This is a genomic window from Ureibacillus thermosphaericus, assembly GCF_002370195.2.
GTDB classification, from domain to species: domain Bacteria; phylum Bacillota; class Bacilli; order Bacillales_A; family Planococcaceae; genus Ureibacillus; species Ureibacillus thermosphaericus.
This window is the reverse complement of record NZ_AP018335.1, coordinates 3,083,701-3,103,333: the sequence shown is the minus strand read 5'-3', so window position 1 is coordinate 3,103,333 and position 19,633 is coordinate 3,083,701. Positions and strand designations below refer to the sequence as shown.

Genomic DNA, 19,633 nt, shown 5'->3' with positions numbered 1-19,633 from the left:
CCTAGGGTTGAAAAAGGGCGAGGGCCTCGAGTTTGGCCTTGGAATCCAGCGAAAGAAAATCGACAAAATAAAAAATTATCACCCAATAATTATTGGGTGATAATTTTTATTTTCGTGATTATTTTTCCTCACTTGAAGAAATAATGTGGTCAATTAAACCGTATTCTTTAGCTTGTTCAGCTGTCATGAAGTTATCACGGTCTGTATCTTGCGCAATTTTTTCAATTGGTTGACCAGTATGATCAGCCAATAGTCTATTTAATTTATCACGTAAGAATAGAATGCGCTTAGCTGCAATTTCAATTTCAGTAGCTTGCCCTTGAGCACCGCCAAGTGGTTGGTGAATCATCACTTCTGCGTTAGGCAATGCATAACGTTTTCCTTTTGCACCTGCAGATAGGAGGAAAGCACCCATGGAAGCTGCCATACCGATACAAATTGTTTGTACATCTGGTTTAATATATTGCATTGTATCGTAGATTGCCATACCTGCAGTAATTGAACCACCTGGTGAGTTAATGTATAACGAAATATCTTTTTCTGGATCTTCTGCAGCTAAGAATAACAATTGTGCTACAATAGAGTTTGCTACATTATCATCAATTGGGCTTCCAAGTAATATAATTCGGTCTTTTAATAGGCGAGAATAAATATCGTAAGCACGCTCACCACGACTTGTTTGCTCAATAACTGTAGGAACTAAATTCATTATTACGTCCTCCTTAAACCAATAATTGATTTTCTTTATATTTCTACGTACCGAAACGGAAATTGTTTCAGCTTGTATGTTTATCATACACATATTAGTCAAGAATGGTCAAATATAAAGTAAGGGCAATTTATTGAATATACACAAATCCCAAATCATCTATAATAGAATAACTTTCTTCTTGCTAAATGGTTGAATTGTTATGAAGACCTGTGTATAATGATAAAGTCGTTAATATTCATAGACGAAACAGATTATTTACAACACAATGCATATTTATTATTATATGAAAAATAGTAATAAAATATGCAAATTTTGGGAAGACCTTTTATTTGATATGTGCCCTCGTGGTGTAATGGATAACACTCAAGATTCCGGTTCTTGCACTGGGGGTTCGATTCCCTCCGAGGGCGCTACAAACATCCGATGATATGACTGCGTTTGCAGTCTTTTTTATTTTTTGGATATCTGAAAATATCCGATAGAATTACCAATTTCTTAACCCCATCAACGTTTAGGTGCTTTAATTCCTTCTATTTTGTATCCACCTCCCCCCTTGATTATCACTTTATATGATCACAAGTAATGATTCCGTCCTCAATGCGTTCCAGTTGAGTAATTTTTACTGATTTCATTGATGAATTTTGGTACATAATTTGCTACTTACTATTACTTAGCAATAAGAGTCGGAGTATTTTATAGTAAAAAATTATGCTGTGAAACTTAATAAGCTCATTTATTTAACAATGAATAATAAATTTACCTAAAAAGTTAAAACTTCTTATTATTTTGACGATAAGAAAAATGGCCCATTCATCGCAACTTTTCCGTCATAGGAAGTAAGTCTCAATTCGTTTTATTTTGTTCAGCAATTGGATTGATTAGATGCCATATTAATGTATGCAGAACGAGAGGTAAAAGAGCCATCTGTCTAGTTTATCTTATTTTTGCATTTGAAACATTTTAACTTTATGGAAAGAAACAGAAACTCTGCTTTAAGAAAGGGGATTCAAAATGATTCTCATAAATGATCAAATTATTTCTCCAATTCTGGTCAAATCGTTGCAAGAACTTAATGTACCTGTTATTAAACAAGGTAACAGTTCGGAAATGCCAGATGGAGATTTTTTTTCTATCATTAACGAACACCAAAAGATATTGACAAACTCTGAAAGCTGCTTAGCATTGCTTGAATCTTATGCTCCTAATAGTGTTCAAAATCGTTGGTCAAAACAATTAAAAGATAAAGGGATGTTCCGTCAAATCCTTTCTAAAATGTACCCTGATTATTTTTATAAGGTAGTAAACCTGGATGAGCTTTTTAACATTCCGGTGGAGGAAATCCCTTTTCCCGTTGTAATTAAGCCAAGCAAAGGATATTCAAGCGTTGGAGTGTATAAAGTAAAAAGTGCAGATGAATGGCAGGATGCAATACATAAGTTAAGTGTAGATTTACTTGTTATAAAAAACATGTACGACAATGAAGTGATTAACGGAGAGAGCATTTTAATCGAGCAATGGGTATTTGGAGAAGAATATGCTGTTGACTGTTATTACGATCATAATGGTAATCCTGTGATTTTAAATATTTTTAAACATTTGTTTAAAGACGAATATGATACGTCAGATCGAATCTACTATACATCAAAACAAGTAATTCATGAAATCTACGATGACATATTGGCTTTTATGCATAAGTTTAGAGAAGTTGTTCCGTTGAAAAATTTTCCAATTCACTTTGAAGTGAGAAAAAATAATCATGGCATTATTCCAATTGAAATGAATCCGCTCAGATTTGCTGGGGCGGGAACGACAGATCTCGGATTTTATGCTTATGGCTGTAATGTGTATAAGCATTATTTTGAAGGAACTAGCCCTAACTGGGAAGAAGTGCTTCGCCAGATGGACCAAGGTATTTACGGTTTCTTCTGCGCGGAAATCCCTATGGACATTTCACAAAATCTTATAAAGCACATTGATCATCAATCATTCAAAGAACAGTTTAACCAAATTTTGGAATATCGAGAAATACAAGCAACAAATGATAGAACGTTTGCTGTTGTGTTCTTCAAAAACGAAACAATGGAAGAACTTTATCAATTACTGCAAATGGATATACGGCCATTTATTGCATTAAAGGAAATGGAACATTCGAGGGAGAGATAAGGAATGAGAGAAATAACTCTGAAAAAATCGATAAAAACCCAATTAATTGTTAGTTTCTTATTTCCGTTTCTTATATTTTCAATGATTCTTTTCGGGTTTGTTAAATATGTATCAGATTACATTATTCAAGAACATGTGATTCCACAATTTGATGAACTGTTAAAAGAAAATGGGCAATTATTGGCACTGTCGATTGATCCGGATTTAATCAAGAATACGATGGAATCCCCGGAAAAATACGGGATGCAGCTGAAGCGGAAATTAGATTCATTTTTTGAAGGGAAAAAGGGAATCGAATATGTATATGTATTGTCCAGAAAAAATGGAAAGGATGTCATTGTCGCTTTAAATGACAGTGACGATTTTATGGTTGAGTCTCCGTTTACGGGGGATCAAAAAACATCCTTTGAAGAAAAAGAGACGGTTCTGAGTCCGATTTACAGAGATAAATGGGGCGTTCATAAATCATTTTTCCTTCCTTTAGAGGATGATGGTGTGGAAGCCATTTTTGGAATCGATATGAGCGCTCAATTTATAGACCAGTTAGAAAAGCGGATAATGACTGTTTCGCTTATTGTAACAGCTGTTATGATTGTTATTGGAATCTTATTGGCTTTATTTATTGGAAATCGGATTTCTAAACCGCTTAATAGTTTGGTGCAATATGCGAAAACCTTTTCTACCGGAGATCTTAGCCAATCGATAAATATTAATCGCCAAGATGAAATAGGAATTTTGGCAAACAGCTTTGAAGAAATGAGAAAAAATTTGAGTCACATCATTGACAATGTCAAAGAGAAATCGGAAGGCATCCATCTTACCAGTCAAACTCTATCGGAGTCCTTTGAAGAATTGGATCAGGCTTCTAAGCAGATTGCGACAAGTACAGATGAAGAGGCGAAAGGGGCCGAAGAAAGAGCCAACCATATTGAACGGATTTCCAATATGATATCGGAAATATCCTCATCGATATCCAATGTAGATGAACAAACGAAGGTGATTAAAAACCTGACGGATCAAACGAGTCAGCAAGCGGAAAAAGGAAATGTCCAAGTTGAAATCATCACCGAACAAATGAACAAAATCAAACAAAATGGCATGGTAAGTAAAGAGAACTTGTCTAATCTGGGGAAAAAATTAGAACATATTAATGAAATTATTAAGATTATCCAGGAAATTTCATCACAAATCCATCTTCTTTCTTTAAATGCATCCATTGAAGCGGCACGTGCCGGAGAGGCGGGCAAAGGATTTTCGGTGGTTGCCCAGGAAGTCCAAAAACTTGCTAATCAAACGGATGGATCGATCAAAACCATATCGAAAGCGATCGTTGAAATTAATGAACAGGCGAATCTCGTGCTGAATTTGAACCAGCAAGATTATGAAGATATTGTAAAAGGTGTTGAGATTGTCGAGGATAATGGGCGATTATTCAATTCAATCTTTGAGTCGGTGGAGCAATTGGCAAAAGGAATTGATACGATAGTGAAAAGTACGGAAGATTTGGATCAAGCATCCGACAAAATTTTAATGTCCATTCAAGAAATTTCGGCCATTTCAGAACAGGGAGTGGCTGCGACTCAAGAAATTTCTGCTTCTGCTGTTCAACAAAACAACACAATTGATTACTTAAAACAACAAAATTCAGATCTAAAACTATTGGCTGACAACCTTCAAGATATGATTAAGCAATTTAAGACAAGTGAAACTGCAACAAAATAAAATGAAACTTTTTCAGGAGATTTCTTTATATTCCATTAGTGGAGATGCTCTTACTTCTGAAGACTTTGATTCTTTTAACTTTATATTATATGGAATGTGTAGTTGGCGATGTTGAACAACAAAAGCGGCCAGATTAAAAACTATGGTAGATTCAACAGAAAATACTACTGATGATGAAAAAGTTAAAACAATTTCGAGGATGAAATTGGGCATGACACTTTATTTGATAAAACATAAATATAGATGTTGTTCCAAACGACCAGGACAATAAGCCTACTTTTTTAAGTAGGCTTATTGTGCAAAAAGAAGGCGGAGAGACCTCCGCCTTCATGGATTTACGCACTGAAAATAATTATGTACAGACATAAATTTAACAACTGAAAAGCATTGAAATATCGATACGTTTAGGTGCATGGTTATTATTCCTTCGAGGGTGCCATTTTACTTGCTAGCAAGTAAATAAGTTGTACTCTATAGTTTAACAGCCTAAAGATAGATGTGTGGAATAAAATGGAAAGTGAACATTTCATTTTATCCCTTATTCATTTTTTTAATCAATTTTTTTAAATAACTTTTTTCATAAAATTTAATATTCATTCAATAAGATTCCCCCTTCCTCATCTAGCGATTTCGCTTAGGTATGGAGGGGTTTTTTGGGTGTGTAGGGTATTTTTATACAAGAGATTGAAAAATCTATCTTTTCGAAATGTTATATCAATAACATCTAAAACTAAGATATTTCACAAAAATAATGTAATAAAATATAACTTTTTTAATAATATGAAAAATTAAATGTTGTATAAATATTTCTTGATTTATATAATTAAACATATCAGTGTCACAAATTTTTATCTATTGCTGATGAACAAGTTAATGACTAAAGGAGGATATTGCAAGTGGTGAAAAAAAATCGCAGTTTATTTATGATGTTACTTTTAACACTACTATTAATGTTAACTGCTTGTGGAGCGGGTGGTGAAAAGAACACAACAGGAGATGCTGGCGAGAATACAGGAGATGCCACAGGTGAAAATTCAGGATTAAAAGACAAAAAAATCTTAGTCGGAACAGAAGCGACATTCGCTCCATTTGAATATATGGACGATAAAGGAAATATCATTGGAATCGACGTAGATATTTTAGATGCAATTTTCGAAGAATTAGGCATGGAATATGAAATTCGCCATGTTGGTTGGGATCCAGTGTTCCAACAAGTGCAAAACGGCGAATTGGACATGGGGGCTTCTGGTATCACAATCACTGATGAGCGTAAACAAACTTTCGACTTCACTAACCCATATTTCGAGGCTACACAAGTGATTGTAGTTACTGAAGATTCAGAAATTGAATCAGCTGAAGATTTGAAAGGGAAAAAAGTATCTGTACAAATCAACTCAACTGGACACCAAGCAGCGAAAAAACTTTTAGGAGAAACAAGCCCAGATATTTTAGCGTATGAAAACCTTCCGTTAGCGATTCAAGAAGTAATCAATGGAACAACAGCAGCGGCAATTGGTGATAACGCGGTAGTGTATGAATATATTAAAAATAATCCAAATGTAAAATTAAAAGTTATTGAAGACGATGCATTCGATAAAGAATATTACGGCTTTATGGTGAAAAAAGGAAACACTGAGCTATTAAATTTATTAAATGAAGGATTACAAAAAATTAAAGAATACGGCAAATTAGCAGAAATTACTGGACAAGAAATTGAATAACAGAGTAGGGGGTGTTTCAGATGGAATTCCTGGATTTTCGCTGGGATATAATCTGGAACTACCGTGAAAGCTTCATACGTGGTATTTGGGTAACGTTAATCTTAACAATTTGTGGATTTATAGGCGGATTCATATTAGGAGTTTTACTCGGATTAGGGAAAAATTCGAAAAAGAAATGGCTTTATTTCCCTTGTAAATTATATATCGATTTATTCCGAGGAACGCCTCTCCTAGTTCAAATATTTATTATTCACTTAGCTTTAATTCCAACGTTGTTTGGACATTCACTAGGGTTTATGGTTTCAGGGATTACAGCACTTGTATTAAATTGTGCTGCCTATACAGCTGAAATTATCCGTGCGGGGATCCAATCAATAGATAAAGGTCAAATGGAAGCGGCAAGATCTCTCGGTTTAAATCAATTCCAAGCGATGCGGAAAGTTATTTTACCGCAAGCTTTCCGCCGTATGATTCCCCCTCTTGGAAACGAATTTATTACTCTATTAAAAGATTCGTCCTTAGTAACAGTAATTGCTGCCAACGATATTTTATATGCAGCAAAAGTCGTTTCAGGAGCATATTTCCGTTTCTGGGAACCATATCTTGCTGCGGCAGCGCTTTATTTAACACTAACGTTTATCGTTTCGAAAATCGTTTCACTCATTGAGAAACGCTTTAGCATTGAATACAATCCGCGCAAAAATAAAAATGAAGGGCGGGTTGGTGCATGATTAAGATCGAAAATCTTCATAAAAGCTTTGGCGAGTTACATGTGTTAAATGGAATCGATTATGAGATTCAAGAAAAAGAAGTTGTTTGTGTGATTGGTCCTTCTGGTTCTGGAAAAAGTACATTTTTACGTTGTATCAATTTATTAGAAGAAATTTCAGATGGCGCCATTTATATTGACGGTACGAAAGTCAATGATCGAAATACAGACATTAATAAAATCCGTACAGAAGTAGGAATGGTGTTTCAACAATTTAATCTATTCCCACATATGACGGTGATAGATAATATTACGATGGCTCCTATGCTCATTCGAAAAATGAATAAACATGAAGCTGAGGAACTGGCGCTTGAATTGCTTTCTAAAGTAGGTCTTCGTGAAAAGGCATACAATTATCCTCAACAGTTATCTGGAGGTCAGCAACAACGAGTAGCCATCGCAAGAGCACTAGCGATGAAACCGAAAGTCATGTTGTTTGATGAACCAACTTCTGCTCTTGACCCAGAAATGGTAAATGAAGTGTTGGATGTAATGAAACAATTGGCTTTTGAAGGAATGACGATGGTCGTTGTTACACATGAAATGGGATTTGCTCGTGAAGTTGCGGATCGGGTCATCTTTATGGATGGCGGCGTTATTGTGGAAGAAGGAAAACCAGAAGACATTTTTGGAAATCCAAAACACGAACGAACAAAAGCTTTTTTAAGTAAAGTTTTATAAATCAAAAAGGACATCTCCACATGTCAAGAGATGTCCTTTTTGATTTTTCATTAGTTAGGCATATCTTTTGCTCTATCTGCTTGACCATACATATTTAACATAGTTTGCATATCTTGTGGTGAAAGTTGTGGAACTTGATAATATCCTTTTTTGTTTTGGTAAAGTGAAAGTTCGTATGCCATTTCAATGCAGTTTGGAACAGAGTCTTGCAATACGCGGCGTACTACTGGGTTTGTAGCTTCTAATGCAGCAGCTGTTTTACCAGTCGCCAACGCTTTATGCTGACTTAACATGAAACCTGAAATGATGCTGTCATCAATTTCATTTGCTGAAGTAATTGGTTTTTTCGGTTCAGATGGTGTTAAACCGTATTTTGAGTCATTTCCGATTTGCATGCAGTACTTACGAGTTGGATGGCTTGGATCTTGCCCCGTTTTAAAACATTCAGCAGTAATATTGTATTCATCGAGCATAAACGCATATTGTCTATCTAAAATATTTAATAATTCAGGGTCTTGAACATGTGGACGTAACATGACAAACATGTTTAATGCGCCAATGGAAGCACTTAATACTTCATGAACATCCATCACCTCGTGAGCACCGTGATTCATCGACATAGGGATATTTTCTGAAGTTTGTTGTTGGTTTGTGAATTGATTTTCCATTGCATGTATCCTCCTTAATTTATGTTTCTGTACACTCGTACATAACTATTTTGGCTTCTTCATCATTTGATTATTCATTGAAGATTTGGGATAGTGAAATTAGGAATTGAAGAAAAGAGGGAATATCAATGAAAGTTCAATTTTTTAGCAGACCAAACTGTCATTTATGTGATGAAGGATTAAGTATTTTAAAGCTAGTCCAAGACGATATTCATTTTGAAATAGAAATCATCAATATTGAAGATGATGATGACATTCATGAAAAGTACATGTTGATGATTCCGGTCGTTGTAAAAGATGGTGAAATCATTCAATATGGCCAATTAGATTATGTGACGTTATACGAAGCTTTTTTGAATAAATAGAACATTAAATCATTATATTGATATAAAACCCTTTGCTGTGATTATTCCTTTGGAGGTTTATGAATACATGTTTTGAGGAAAAATGGAATGAAGGAAAATAGCAAAATGGAGGATGCTATATGACAATAAAATTGGCGATTAATGGGTTTGGTCGTATTGGACGTCTAGTATTTCGAGAAGCAATGAAAAAAGAACAATTTGAAGTCGTTGCAGTAAATGATTTAGCGGATGCAAAGCAATTAGCTCATTTGTTAAAATACGATTCCGTTCATGGCATTTATGATGCGGAAGTTCAACATGAAGAAGATGCGTTAATCGTCAATCATAAACGAATTCAAGTATTTTCAGAAAAAGAACCTGAAAATTTGCCATGGGAGGAAATGAATGTTGATATTGTTTTGGAATGTACGGGACTTTTTCGTTCGGAAGAAGATGCCTCTAAACATTTAACGGCTGGTGCAAAGAAAGTCATTTTATCCGCCCCTGGAAAAGGAGATATGCCAACATTTGTGATGGGGGTTAATCACCAACAGTATGATCCGAAACAACATCATGCCATATCCAACGCATCATGTACAACGAATTGTTTAGCACCAGTAGCGAAAATTCTTGATGAAAAGTTCGGCATGAAACGAGGTTTGATGACAACCATTCATTCGTACACAAACGATCAACGGCTTCTTGATTTACCTCACAAAGATGCACGCCGTTCTCGTGCAGCAAATTTATCCATGATTCCAACAACGACAGGCGCAGCGATTGCTGTTGCAAAAGTGTTGCCACAGTTGAAAGGAAAACTAGATGGCTTTTCCATTCGCGTACCAACGCCTAATGTTTCTTGTGTGGATTTAGTAGCAGAGTTAAATTCGAATGTCACAATTGATGAAGTCAATGCAGCCTTTCGAGGAGCAGCGACTGGAGAACTAAAGGGCATTTTAGATTATAGTGATTTGCCGCTTGTATCAATTGATTACAATGGCAATCCTCATTCAGCAACGGTAGACGGGCTTTCGACGATGGTATTGGATGATAATATGGTAAAAGTTGTTGCTTGGTATGATAATGAAGCAGGGTATTCTGCACGATTAATCGATTTAGCGCTATACATTGCAAATCAAGGGCTCTCTTATTAATCAATGTGTCATATTCATTTTGCATTATTGAAAAAGTGTAGCATATTAGTGAATTTCTAATGAAAAAGTATAGCCTAAATATAAAGAACGATTTATAATAATGGAGGGTAAAAGGAGTGGTGGAATAACCCATCGCTTCTTATTTTTTGCTAATCAAATTGGAACAATAATTCAATAACTGTTGTCTTATATTAATGTGGAATGACGGTAAACACTTAGGAGGTTACTTCATGTTTTCGAAAAAGACGATGAATGATATTGACGTACAAGGAAAAAGAGTATTTGTACGTGTAGACTTTAACGTGCCAATGGAAAATGGAGCAGTAGTTGACGATACAAGAATTCGTGCAGCTATTCCAACTATTCAACAATTATCAGAAAAAGGTGCAAAGGTGATTTTAGCTTCCCACTTAGGTCGTCCTAAAGGTGAAGTAAAAGAAGATATGCGTTTAACAGCTGTTGGAGAGCGCCTTTCTCAACTAATGAATAAACCAGTGAAAAAATTGGATGAATCCATTGGAGAGCTTGTAGAGAAAACAGTAAATGAAATGCAAAATGGGGACATTGTGTTACTTGAAAATGTCCGTTTCCATAAAGGTGAAGAAAAAAATGACGAAGAGCTAGCTAAACAATTTGCTAAGTTAGCGGATATCTACGTAAATGATGCATTTGGTGCTGCTCATCGTGCTCATGCTTCCACTGAAGGAATTGCAAAATACATTCCAGCAGTTTCTGGATTGTTAATGGAAAAAGAATTAGAAGTATTAGGAAAAGCTTTATCCAATCCTGAAAGACCATTTACTGCCATCATTGGTGGAGCAAAAGTAAAGGATAAAATCGGTGTCATCGAAAACTTGCTTGATAAAGTGGACAACTTAATTATCGGCGGCGGACTTTCCTTTACATTTGTAAAAGCACAAGGGTACGAAATTGGAAAATCATTGCTCGAAGAAGATAAAATAGAATTAGCTCGCGGCTTCATTGAAAAAGCGAAAGAAAAAGGCGTTAACTTCTACATGCCAATCGATGCAGTTGTAGCAAAAGAATTTTCTCCAGATGCAGAATCGAAAGTGGTAGATATCGATCAAATCCCAGAAGACTACATGGGCTTAGATATTGGACCAAAAACAGCTGAAAAATATGCAGAAGTGATTAACAATTCCAATCTAATTATTTGGAATGGACCTATGGGCGTATTTGAAATGGACAAATTCGCTAACGGAACGAAAAAAGTTGCAGAAGCGATGGCCGAAACAAAAGGGTATACTATTATTGGTGGTGGAGATTCTGCCGCTGCAGTTGAAAAATTCAACTTAGCTGAAAAGATGGATCACATTTCAACGGGTGGAGGAGCTTCTCTAGAATTGATGGAAGGTAAAATTTTACCTGGTATTGCCGCGTTGAACGACAAATAAGGAGAGAAATTTAATGCGTAAACCGATTATTGCTGCTAACTGGAAAATGTATAAAACCTTTGATGAGGCAGTGGAGTTTGTAGAGGCAATTAAAGACCGAATTCCTTCTGAGAACAAAGTGGATGCAGTTGTTTGCGCCCCAGCCTTGTATTTGCCAACCCTTGTGGAAATTGCTAAGGAAACAGACTTGGCTATTGGAGCTCAAAACATGCACTATGAGGAAGAAGGTGCTTTTACAGGCGAAATTAGTCCAAAACAGTTAGAGGCTATTCAAGTTGACTATGTTATTTTAGGTCATTCTGAGCGCCGTGAATATTTCAATGAAACAGATGAAGCGGTAAATAAAAAAGTAAAAGCTGCTTTAGCTCACGGTATTGTTCCAATCGTATGCTGCGGGGAAACATTGGAAGAACGTGAAGCTGGCCTAACAGAAAAGAAAGTAACGAACCAAGTGAAAAAGGCTTTAGCTGACTTATCCCCAGAAGAAGTACAGCATATAGTTATTGCCTACGAACCAATTTGGGCAATCGGAACAGGTAAAACGGCTACGGCAGATGATGCAAATGCGGTATGTGGCCATATTCGCCAGGGAATTGAGGAATTGTTTGGAAAAGATGTGGCTGAAAACATTCGCATTCAATACGGTGGAAGTGTCAAGCCTGAAAATATTGATGAATTATTATCAAAAGAACATATCGATGGCGCACTCGTTGGTGGTGCCAGCTTACAAGTTGAATCATATTTAAAATTATTGGAGGCGGGGGCAAATGCCTAGAAAGCCAGTCGCATTAATTATTTTAGACGGCTTTGCATTACGCGATGAAGTATTTGGTAATGCAGTGGCTCAAAGTAGGAAACCAAATTTTGATCGTTACTGGTCAACGTATCCACATGCAACTCTAACAGCATGTGGAGAAGCAGTTGGACTTCCAGAAGGCCAAATGGGTAATTCAGAAGTTGGACATTTAAATATTGGTGCAGGCCGAATCGTATACCAAAGCTTAACACGAATTCATAAATCAATTCGTGAAGGTCAATTTTTCGAGAACGAAAAATTGCTTGGAGCAATCGAATATGTAAAGAACAATAATTCCAAACTCCACGTTATGGGGCTATTGTCAGATGGTGGGGTACATAGCCATTATGAGCATTTATTTGCATTATTGAAATTGGCAAAACGTCATGGCCTTGACGAAGTGTATGTTCACGGATTCTTAGATGGACGCGATGTAGGTCCGAAAACAGCAATTGGTTATATTGAAGAAACAGAAAGACAAATGGATGATATCGGAATTGGAAAATTCGCTACGATTCATGGTCGTTATTATGCAATGGACCGTGATAAACGATGGGAACGAGTGGAATTATCTTACAAAGCTCTAGTGGATGGTATTGGTCATACTGCTGCTAGTGCAAAATTAGGTGTAGAAAACTCCTATAATCGTGATGTAACTGATGAATTTGTCATTCCATTTGTCATTACTGAAGAAGGAAAACCAGTAGCAACCATTGACGCAAACGATGCAGTCATTCATTTTAATTTCCGACCTGACCGCGCTATTCAGCTATCGACTGTATTTACGAATGACAAATTTATCGCATTTAAGCTATCAGATAAGCATCCTGAAAATTTAAAATTCGTCACATTTACTGAATATAGCGACGAAGTATATGCAGATGTAGTGTTTGAAAATGAAGATTTAATTAATACTGTAGGGGAAGTCATCTCAAGACACGGTTTAACGCAATTACGTATTGCTGAAACAGAAAAATACCCTCATGTTACATATTTCATGAGCGGCGGCAGAGAAGAGAAGTTTCCTGGTGAGGAAAGAATCTTAATTGCATCCCCAAAAGTAGCTACATATGATTTAAAACCTGAAATGAGTGCTTATGAAGTAACAGAGGCACTGCTTAATGAATTAGAAGCAGATAAATTCGATGCCATTATTTTAAATTACGCAAATCCTGACATGGTAGGACACAGCGGTATGTTAGAGCCGACAATTAAAGCAATCGAAGCAGTAGATGAATGCTTAGGCCGAGTTGTTGATAAAATTTTAGAACTTGGCGGTACTGCCATCATTACAGCAGACCACGGCAATTCTGATGAAGTGGTTACATTAGACGGCAAACCAATGACGGCTCATACAACAAATCCAGTACCAGTCATTATCACAAAACATGGTATTGAGATGAGAGAAAATGGAATTTTAGCCGATTTAGCACCAACTATGTTAAAATTATTAAATATACCACAACCTGAAGAAATGACAGGACAACCACTTTTTGAGGTAGTGGAAAAGTAAGAATATTGATTATGATTTTCACAATTTATTTTTGAAATTTATAAATATACCCAATCTCAGCTAAATTAAAATTTTTTATATAGAGGAGAATTGATATGCCATTTATTACACAAGTATATGCTCGTGAAGTTTTAGACTCTCGCGGTAACCCAACAGTTGAAGTAGAAGTATTTACGGAATCAGGTGCATTTGGACGTGCTATCGTTCCATCTGGTGCATCAACTGGTGAATATGAAGCTGTTGAATTACGTGATGGCGATAAATCTCGTTATCTAGGAAAAGGCGTATTAAAAGCTGTAGAAAATGTTAACACAATCATTGCAGAAGCTTTAGAAAACAACTATTCTGTATTGGATCAAGTAGAAATTGACAATGCTTTAATCGAACTTGACGGTACTGAAAATAAAGGCAAATTAGGTGCCAATGCAATTTTAGGTGTTTCTCTTGCTTGCGCACATGCAGCGGCAAATTATCTTGATATTCCTTTATATCAATATCTTGGTGGTGTGAATGCAAAACAATTACCAGTGCCTATGATGAACATTTTAAATGGTGGGGCACATGCAGATAACAACGTAGATATTCAAGAATTCATGATTATGCCTGTTGGAGCGGAATCTTTCCGTCACGCATTACGCATGGGAGCAGAAATCTTCCACAATTTAAAAGCTGTATTAAAAGAAAAAGGTTACAACACAGCTGTGGGGGACGAAGGTGGATTTGCACCAAACTTAAATAGCAACGAAGAAGCGATTCAAGTGATTTTAGAAGCAATCGAACGCGCTGGCTATAAACCAGGAGAAGAAGTTCGCATTGCATTAGACGTAGCTTCATCTGAGCTATACAACAAAGTAGATGGAAAATATCATTTAGCTGGTGAAGGCGTTGTTAAAACTTCTGAAGAAATGGTGGATTGGTACGAAGAATTAACTTCTAAATACCCAATCATTTCCATTGAAGACGGCTTAGATGAAAACGACTGGGAAGGCCACAAACTATTAACTGAGCGTATTGGCCATCGCGTTCAACTTGTAGGTGATGATTTATTCGTAACTAATACGAAGAAGTTAGCGCAAGGAATTGAACAAGGCGTGGGTAACGCAATTCTAATTAAAGTAAACCAAATCGGTACATTAACAGAAACTTTAGATGCAATTGAAATGGCAAAACGCGCTGGCTACACTGCCATCATCTCCCACCGCTCCGGTGAATCTGAAGACTCAACAATTGCAGACATTGCTGTAGCGACAAACGCTGGCCAAATCAAAACAGGCGCTCCTTCTCGCACAGACCGCGTAGCAAAATACAACCAATTATTACGTATTGAAGATCAACTTGGCTCAACTGCTCAATATCTTGGCATTAAGTCATTCTATAATTTGAAAAAATAACATGAATTGAACTGAACCGAGCTTCCGAAAAGTGGAGGCTCGGGTTTTTTCATGGCAATGAGAGAATGGGAGAACTTCGGGGAAATAGTCAACCCCGAGAATTTTATTGCTAAAGGGAAAAACAGCAACAAGAGAGAACAGATAATAGTCAACTTCGAGGAGATAATAGTCAAAGTGGCTACGATAATAGTCAAACTTGGGAATATAATAGCCAAAGGGAAAAAACAGCTACGAGAGAGAACAGATAATAGTCAACTTTGAGGAGATAATAGTCAAAGTGGCTGCGATAATAGTCAATCTCGGGAATATAATAGCCAAAGGGAAAAAACAGCTACGAGAGAGAACAGATAATAGTCAACTTCGAGGAGATAATAGTCAAAGTGGCTGCGATAATAGTCAATCTCGGGAATATAATAGCCAAAGGGAAAAAACAGCTACGAGAGAGAACAGATAATAGTCAACTTCGAGGAGATAATAGTCAAAGTGGCTGCGATAATAGTCAATCTCGGGAATATAATAGCCAAAGGGAAAAAACAGCTACGAGAGAGAACGGATAATAGTCAACTTTGAGGAGATAATAGTCAAAGTGGCTGCGATAATAGTCAATCTCGGGAATATAATAGCCAAAGGGAAAAAACAGCTACGAGAGAGAACAGATAATAGTCAACTTTGAGGAGATAATAGTCAAAGTGGCTGCGATAATAGTCAAACCCGAGAACATAATTGCCAAAGGGAAAAATCAGCAACAAGAGAGAACGGATAATAGTCAACTTCGAGGAGATAATAGTCAAAGTGGCTGCGATAATAGTCAAACTCGGGAATATAATAGCCAAAGGGAAAAAACAGCTACGAGAGAGAACAGATAATAGTCAACTTCGAGGAGATAATAGTCAAAGTGGCTGCGATAATAGTCAAACTCGGGAATATAATAGCCAAAGGGAAAAAACAGCTACGAAAGAGAACGGATAATAGTCAACTTTGAGGAGATAATAGTCAAAGTGGCTGCGATAATAGTCAAACCCGAGAACATAATTGCCAAAGGGTAAGCATGCCTATTTAAAGAAGGCCATCTAGAACCCCCAGACTCTAGATAGCCAAAATATACTTTCATATCCTAACGATTGAGAATATCTTCTGGAATAATATAATATCTCCCCTTCTTATCACCTACTGTTTTTAAATTTAGTCGAGACAATATTTTAGAAGATGCATACATTGATTCTACATGGAAAAACTCCCTAAACTCTTGATTCGTAATCCGGTCGCTAATCAATAATCGATAATCATCTAACGCTCTTAGAAAAGCTTTTCTACTTTGAACGCCGCACTGCGGACAAGACCAAATTCCTCTTTTGTAAGTCATGACCACACTATAATTGCAATTTTCGCAAAGCACTCCTTTTCGTATTCTCTCAACACTGATATTTAAATCAAAATCTCGTGCGACCACTTTAGAAAGAAGATATTTCGCTAATTTATCCAATTGACTTGTAGTAAGTTTACTTTCGTGCCGAACAAGACATTTTTTGATAAATGAACGTAACCCGCTCGCATGAAAAATTGGAGGAGATTTCGGAACATTTCCGATGATGGAAGAAGGATTTGCCATGACAACCGCTTTCTCAATTGGCAAGGAAATTTTTAATTTCGATAAAATCCGTTGAAATAATTCTTCATGGCGATGCAATTGATCAAAAGGATTCGTTAAAATATCTTCTGTGCCTGTTGGACGAGTGCGAGTGAGTTGATGTTTCTGTTCATCATAATCAACTCGGCCAGAAATATTTTTCACTTCCAAAATTAACAAAAAGTGTTTCGTTAATAGAACCGTATCCACTTGATGAGAAAATCCAAATTCATTTTCAATTTCATAATTAAACAATAAGTAATGTTCATTCAAATACGGCATTTCAAACCATTCACGGTCGACTCTGTGCTCACCCTCGTATCCATACTTTAGCCGTGTCAAATAATCTTGAAAGTAAGTGAAGTCTCGATCATTTGCATCTAATCTGCGTAAAAGAGCTTCGATAATGAGAATGCTTTTTGGAGTTTTTCGGTCCAATAAAAGCAACGTATCACCCCCTTTATCCAACATAATAAAACCTGGAGTATCAAAAAGGAATAAATTTCCTGAAACTTTTATTTTGGACGGAAAAAGGCTGTGAAAATCAAAGTTTACCCTGCCTTAAACTAGCCATAAAAAAAGCAAGATGACGAATCACCTTGCCTCCATACAAATATAGAACTGCTTATTCTTCCACTTTTCCAGCTTTCTTTGACCAATAGGTTGCAAGTATCGGTCCGGAAATATTGTGCCAGAAGCTGAAGATGGCACTTGGTACTGCAGAAATTGGATCAAAATGTGTTGCCGCTAAACTTGCACCTAATCCAGAATTTTGCATTCCCACTTCGATGGCAACAGCTTTTTTGTCTTCATAATCCATGCGGAAAATTTTCGCTGCTAAATATCCAAGAGCGTAACCTAATCCGTTATGTAAAATTACGACAGCTAAAATTAATAAACCAGATTCGATAATTTTATCGCGGCTGCCGCTTACGACTGCTGCAACAATTAACACAATTGCAACAACCGAAATTGTTGGCAGAATATCGATGCTTTTTGCAACAACTGGTTTAAAGAATATTTGAGCAAGAATCCCTAAAATAATAGGAATTAAAACCACTTTTACGACAGACATAAACATGGCCATAAAAGATACTGGAAGCCATTCACTTGCTAAAAAATAAATTAATGCAGGTGTTACAATTGGAGCAAGCAACGTTGTAAATGACGTAATTGTTACAGATAATGCCGTATTCCCTTTCGCTAAAAATGTCATAACGTTTGAAGCAGTACCGCCAGGACAACATCCAACTAAAATCACTCCGACAGCAATTTCAGGTGGAAGTTGGAAAGTTTTCGCTAATACAAAAGCAAGCAACGGCATGATAGTAAATTGTGAAATGATTCCAAGAATAACTCCTTTAGGGTGTTGCAAAACGAGTTTAAAATCCTCTAATTTTAACGTCATACCCATACCGAACATGACAATTCCGAGAAGCGTCGTAATCCAAGGTGCAATCCATGTGAAATATTGTGGAACCCATATTGCGAGAGCAGCAGCTAATAATACCCAAATTGCAAAGGTATCTCCTGCAAATTTCCCGATTTTTTGAAACGTATTCATCGAAACCCTCTTCTTTCTATTAAATTTGTGAGTGGAATTTATTTTATGAGAATAATATAGAAAAATCAATAAAATTCCGAAAAAATAGAACTTTTAGAATAAAATAAATTATGAAAGCGTTTTAAAAATAACTGTTTTGATAAATATTTTTTCAATTTTTTAACATTGTTGTAACGGAGAATCGTTTTTGATATACTAACTATTAGTGTAAAAGTACTGTTCGTTCAGGAGGTGGGACTAGTGCATACTGTATTATTAGTATTATTAATTCTTGTGTCTCTTGCTTTAATCGCCGTAGTATTATTGCAATCTGGTAAAAGTGCAGGTTTATCAGGTGCCATCTCTGGTGGAGCTGAACAACTATTCGGTAAAACGAAAGCTAGAGGAATGGATTTAGTTTTACATAGATTGACAATTGTTCTTGCAGTATTATTTTTCATTTTGACATTGTTAATAATTAAATTTTAATGGATAAAATAAAAGTCTAACCGAGCATGGTTAGGCTTTTTCATTTATAATGGAGTAGAGTTTGAGAAAAATTTGCATACTCGTGAAAATACTGGCATCAATTCAACAAGATTCACATATAATTGGAGGATTTTATGAAAATTAAAGAGCAACAACCATTCTTTTTTCAAGCAGGAAAGCGGGCAGTATTATTGCTTCATGGATTTACAGGAAGTTCATCCGACGTACGAATGCTAGGTCGTTTTCTTGAGAAAAAAGGTTATACATGTTTTGCCCCTCACTACCGAGGCCACGGTGTACCGCCAGAACAACTGATTGAAACAGGTCCAAAAGATTGGTGGGAAGATGTTGTTAAAGCATACGAAACCTTAAAAGAAAAAGGATATGAAGAAATTGCCGTTGCAGGTTTGTCTCTTGGCGGTGTGTTATCACTGAAGCTTGCCATGAACTTCCCTCTCAAAGGAGTCATCACCATGTGCTCTCCTATGACAATGAAAACGACGGATATCATGTTCAAAGGTGTTATCAAATATGCAAAAGAGTATAAAAAATATGAGGGAAAAACAGAACAACAAATTAGTGAAGAAGTTGAAGCTATTCGCCAAAAAGGAATGCCAAGCTTACCTGATCTGCAGCAATTCGTGCAAAATGTTCGAAATGAACTGGATTTAGTGTATGCACCGATTCTAGTCATTCAATCAAGAAACGACGAAATTATTGACCCGAAATCCGCTCATATTATCTATGAAAATGTGGAATCCTTAAATAAAAAACTGATTTGGTTTGAAGAGTCCGGACATGTCATTACATTAGATAAAGAAAAAAATCAACTGCATGAAGTAATCTTCGAATTTCTAGAAAGCCTAGATTGGGAAGATTAACTCATTTCGAAATAAAGGAGGGAAATCGCAGTGTTCAGTGAGCT

Annotated in this window: 18 protein-coding genes and 1 tRNA gene; 15 read left to right on the top strand and 4 right to left on the bottom strand. The window is 36.3% G+C overall.

From position 1 onward, the window contains the following. Nucleotides 1-118: 118 nt before the first annotated feature. Nucleotides 119-709 carry an ATP-dependent Clp endopeptidase proteolytic subunit ClpP gene (clpP, locus tag UtA1_RS14985; protein ID WP_016838692.1) on the bottom strand — a complete coding sequence of 197 codons (591 nt, stop codon included), beginning with the start codon at nt 707-709 and terminating at the stop codon, nt 119-121. Nucleotides 710-1,050: 341 nt separating this feature from the next. Here clpP and UtA1_RS14980 point away from each other — a divergent pair. From UtA1_RS14980 to UtA1_RS14950, 6 genes are all read left to right on the top strand, one after another. Further along, nucleotides 1,051-1,122, top strand: a tRNA-Arg gene (locus UtA1_RS14980). Between the two features lie 601 nt (nt 1,123-1,723). Next, entirely contained in the window at nt 1,724-2,875 is a 1,152-nt protein-coding gene (locus UtA1_RS14975; RefSeq protein WP_096551873.1) for an ATP-grasp domain-containing protein, read from the top strand. A gap of 3 nt (nt 2,876-2,878) precedes the next feature. Beyond that, a complete protein-coding gene (locus UtA1_RS14970) occupies nt 2,879-4,597 on the top strand; it encodes a methyl-accepting chemotaxis protein (RefSeq protein ID WP_096551871.1) in 1,719 nt (572 codons plus the stop codon). 899 nt (nt 4,598-5,496) lie between these two features. Then, complete coding sequence (locus UtA1_RS14960; protein ID WP_408647344.1) at nt 5,497-6,318, top strand: basic amino acid ABC transporter substrate-binding protein; 822 nt, start codon at nt 5,497-5,499, stop codon at nt 6,316-6,318. Between the two features lie 20 nt (nt 6,319-6,338). Next, nucleotides 6,339-7,049 carry an amino acid ABC transporter permease gene (locus UtA1_RS14955; RefSeq protein WP_096551869.1) on the top strand — a complete coding sequence of 237 codons (711 nt, stop codon included), beginning with the start codon at nt 6,339-6,341 and terminating at the stop codon, nt 7,047-7,049. Further along, nucleotides 7,046-7,768, top strand: a complete 723-nt coding sequence (locus tag UtA1_RS14950; protein WP_016838687.1) for an amino acid ABC transporter ATP-binding protein — start codon at nt 7,046-7,048, stop codon at nt 7,766-7,768. Before UtA1_RS14955 ends, UtA1_RS14950 begins: the two co-directional genes overlap by 4 nt. Before the next feature lie 50 nt (nt 7,769-7,818). On the opposite strand, the gene UtA1_RS14945 is transcribed toward UtA1_RS14950, so the two are convergent. Further along, nucleotides 7,819-8,436, bottom strand: coding sequence for a spore coat protein (locus UtA1_RS14945; protein ID WP_016838686.1), 618 nt, complete (start codon nt 8,434-8,436; stop codon nt 7,819-7,821). A 128-nt stretch (nt 8,437-8,564) separates the two neighbouring features. Between UtA1_RS14945 and UtA1_RS14940 the strand changes: the two genes are divergently transcribed. The 7 genes from UtA1_RS14940 to UtA1_RS14910 all read left to right on the top strand — a co-directional run bounded on the left by UtA1_RS14940 (nt 8,565) and on the right by UtA1_RS14910 (nt 15,310). Then, the gene (locus UtA1_RS14940; RefSeq protein ID WP_016838685.1) at nt 8,565-8,801 is read left to right on the top strand and encodes a glutaredoxin family protein; all 237 of its coding nucleotides are present in this window, start codon (nt 8,565-8,567) and stop codon (nt 8,799-8,801) included. A gap of 119 nt (nt 8,802-8,920) precedes the next feature. Further along, nucleotides 8,921-9,934, top strand: a complete 1,014-nt coding sequence (gene gap, locus UtA1_RS14935; protein WP_096551867.1) for a type I glyceraldehyde-3-phosphate dehydrogenase — start codon at nt 8,921-8,923, stop codon at nt 9,932-9,934. A 230-nt stretch (nt 9,935-10,164) separates the two neighbouring features. Then, nucleotides 10,165-11,349 carry a phosphoglycerate kinase gene (locus UtA1_RS14930; RefSeq protein ID WP_096551865.1) on the top strand — a complete coding sequence of 395 codons (1,185 nt, stop codon included), beginning with the start codon at nt 10,165-10,167 and terminating at the stop codon, nt 11,347-11,349. A 13-nt stretch (nt 11,350-11,362) separates the two neighbouring features. Continuing rightward, nucleotides 11,363-12,124 (top strand): triose-phosphate isomerase, encoded by a 762-nt coding sequence (gene tpiA, locus UtA1_RS14925; RefSeq protein ID WP_096551863.1) that lies wholly within the window; start codon nt 11,363-11,365, stop codon nt 12,122-12,124. Continuing rightward, a complete protein-coding gene (gpmI, locus tag UtA1_RS14920) occupies nt 12,117-13,658 on the top strand; it encodes a 2,3-bisphosphoglycerate-independent phosphoglycerate mutase (protein WP_096551861.1) in 1,542 nt (513 codons plus the stop codon). The genes tpiA and gpmI overlap by 8 nt, the downstream gene beginning before the upstream one ends. Before the next feature lie 95 nt (nt 13,659-13,753). Continuing rightward, nucleotides 13,754-15,049 carry a phosphopyruvate hydratase gene (eno, locus tag UtA1_RS14915; protein WP_096551859.1) on the top strand — a complete coding sequence of 432 codons (1,296 nt, stop codon included), beginning with the start codon at nt 13,754-13,756 and terminating at the stop codon, nt 15,047-15,049. 51 nt (nt 15,050-15,100) lie between these two features. Then, on the top strand, nt 15,101-15,310 hold the full coding sequence (locus tag UtA1_RS14910) for a hypothetical protein (RefSeq protein ID WP_096551857.1): 210 nt from the start codon (nt 15,101-15,103) through the stop codon (nt 15,308-15,310). Nucleotides 15,311-16,163: 853 nt separating this feature from the next. Here UtA1_RS14910 and UtA1_RS14905 read toward each other — a convergent pair. Both UtA1_RS14905 and UtA1_RS14900 read right to left on the bottom strand, forming a co-directional pair. Continuing rightward, nucleotides 16,164-17,123 carry a nuclease-related domain-containing protein gene (locus UtA1_RS14905; protein WP_172597885.1) on the bottom strand — a complete coding sequence of 320 codons (960 nt, stop codon included), beginning with the start codon at nt 17,121-17,123 and terminating at the stop codon, nt 16,164-16,166. A 178-nt stretch (nt 17,124-17,301) separates the two neighbouring features. Beyond that, nucleotides 17,302-18,240: a bile acid:sodium symporter family protein gene (locus UtA1_RS14900; RefSeq protein WP_096551853.1), complete on the bottom strand. Its 939-nt coding sequence runs from the start codon at nt 18,238-18,240 to the stop codon at nt 17,302-17,304. A gap of 240 nt (nt 18,241-18,480) precedes the next feature. Here UtA1_RS14900 and secG point away from each other — a divergent pair, with 240 nt between their 5' ends. Both secG and UtA1_RS14890 read left to right on the top strand, forming a co-directional pair. Continuing rightward, a complete protein-coding gene (gene secG / locus UtA1_RS14895; protein ID WP_016838676.1) occupies nt 18,481-18,708 on the top strand; it encodes a preprotein translocase subunit SecG in 228 nt (75 codons plus the stop codon). A 134-nt stretch (nt 18,709-18,842) separates the two neighbouring features. Beyond that, nucleotides 18,843-19,589 (top strand): alpha/beta hydrolase, encoded by a 747-nt coding sequence (locus tag UtA1_RS14890; RefSeq protein WP_096551852.1) that lies wholly within the window; start codon nt 18,843-18,845, stop codon nt 19,587-19,589. Nucleotides 19,590-19,633 lie beyond the last annotated feature (44 nt).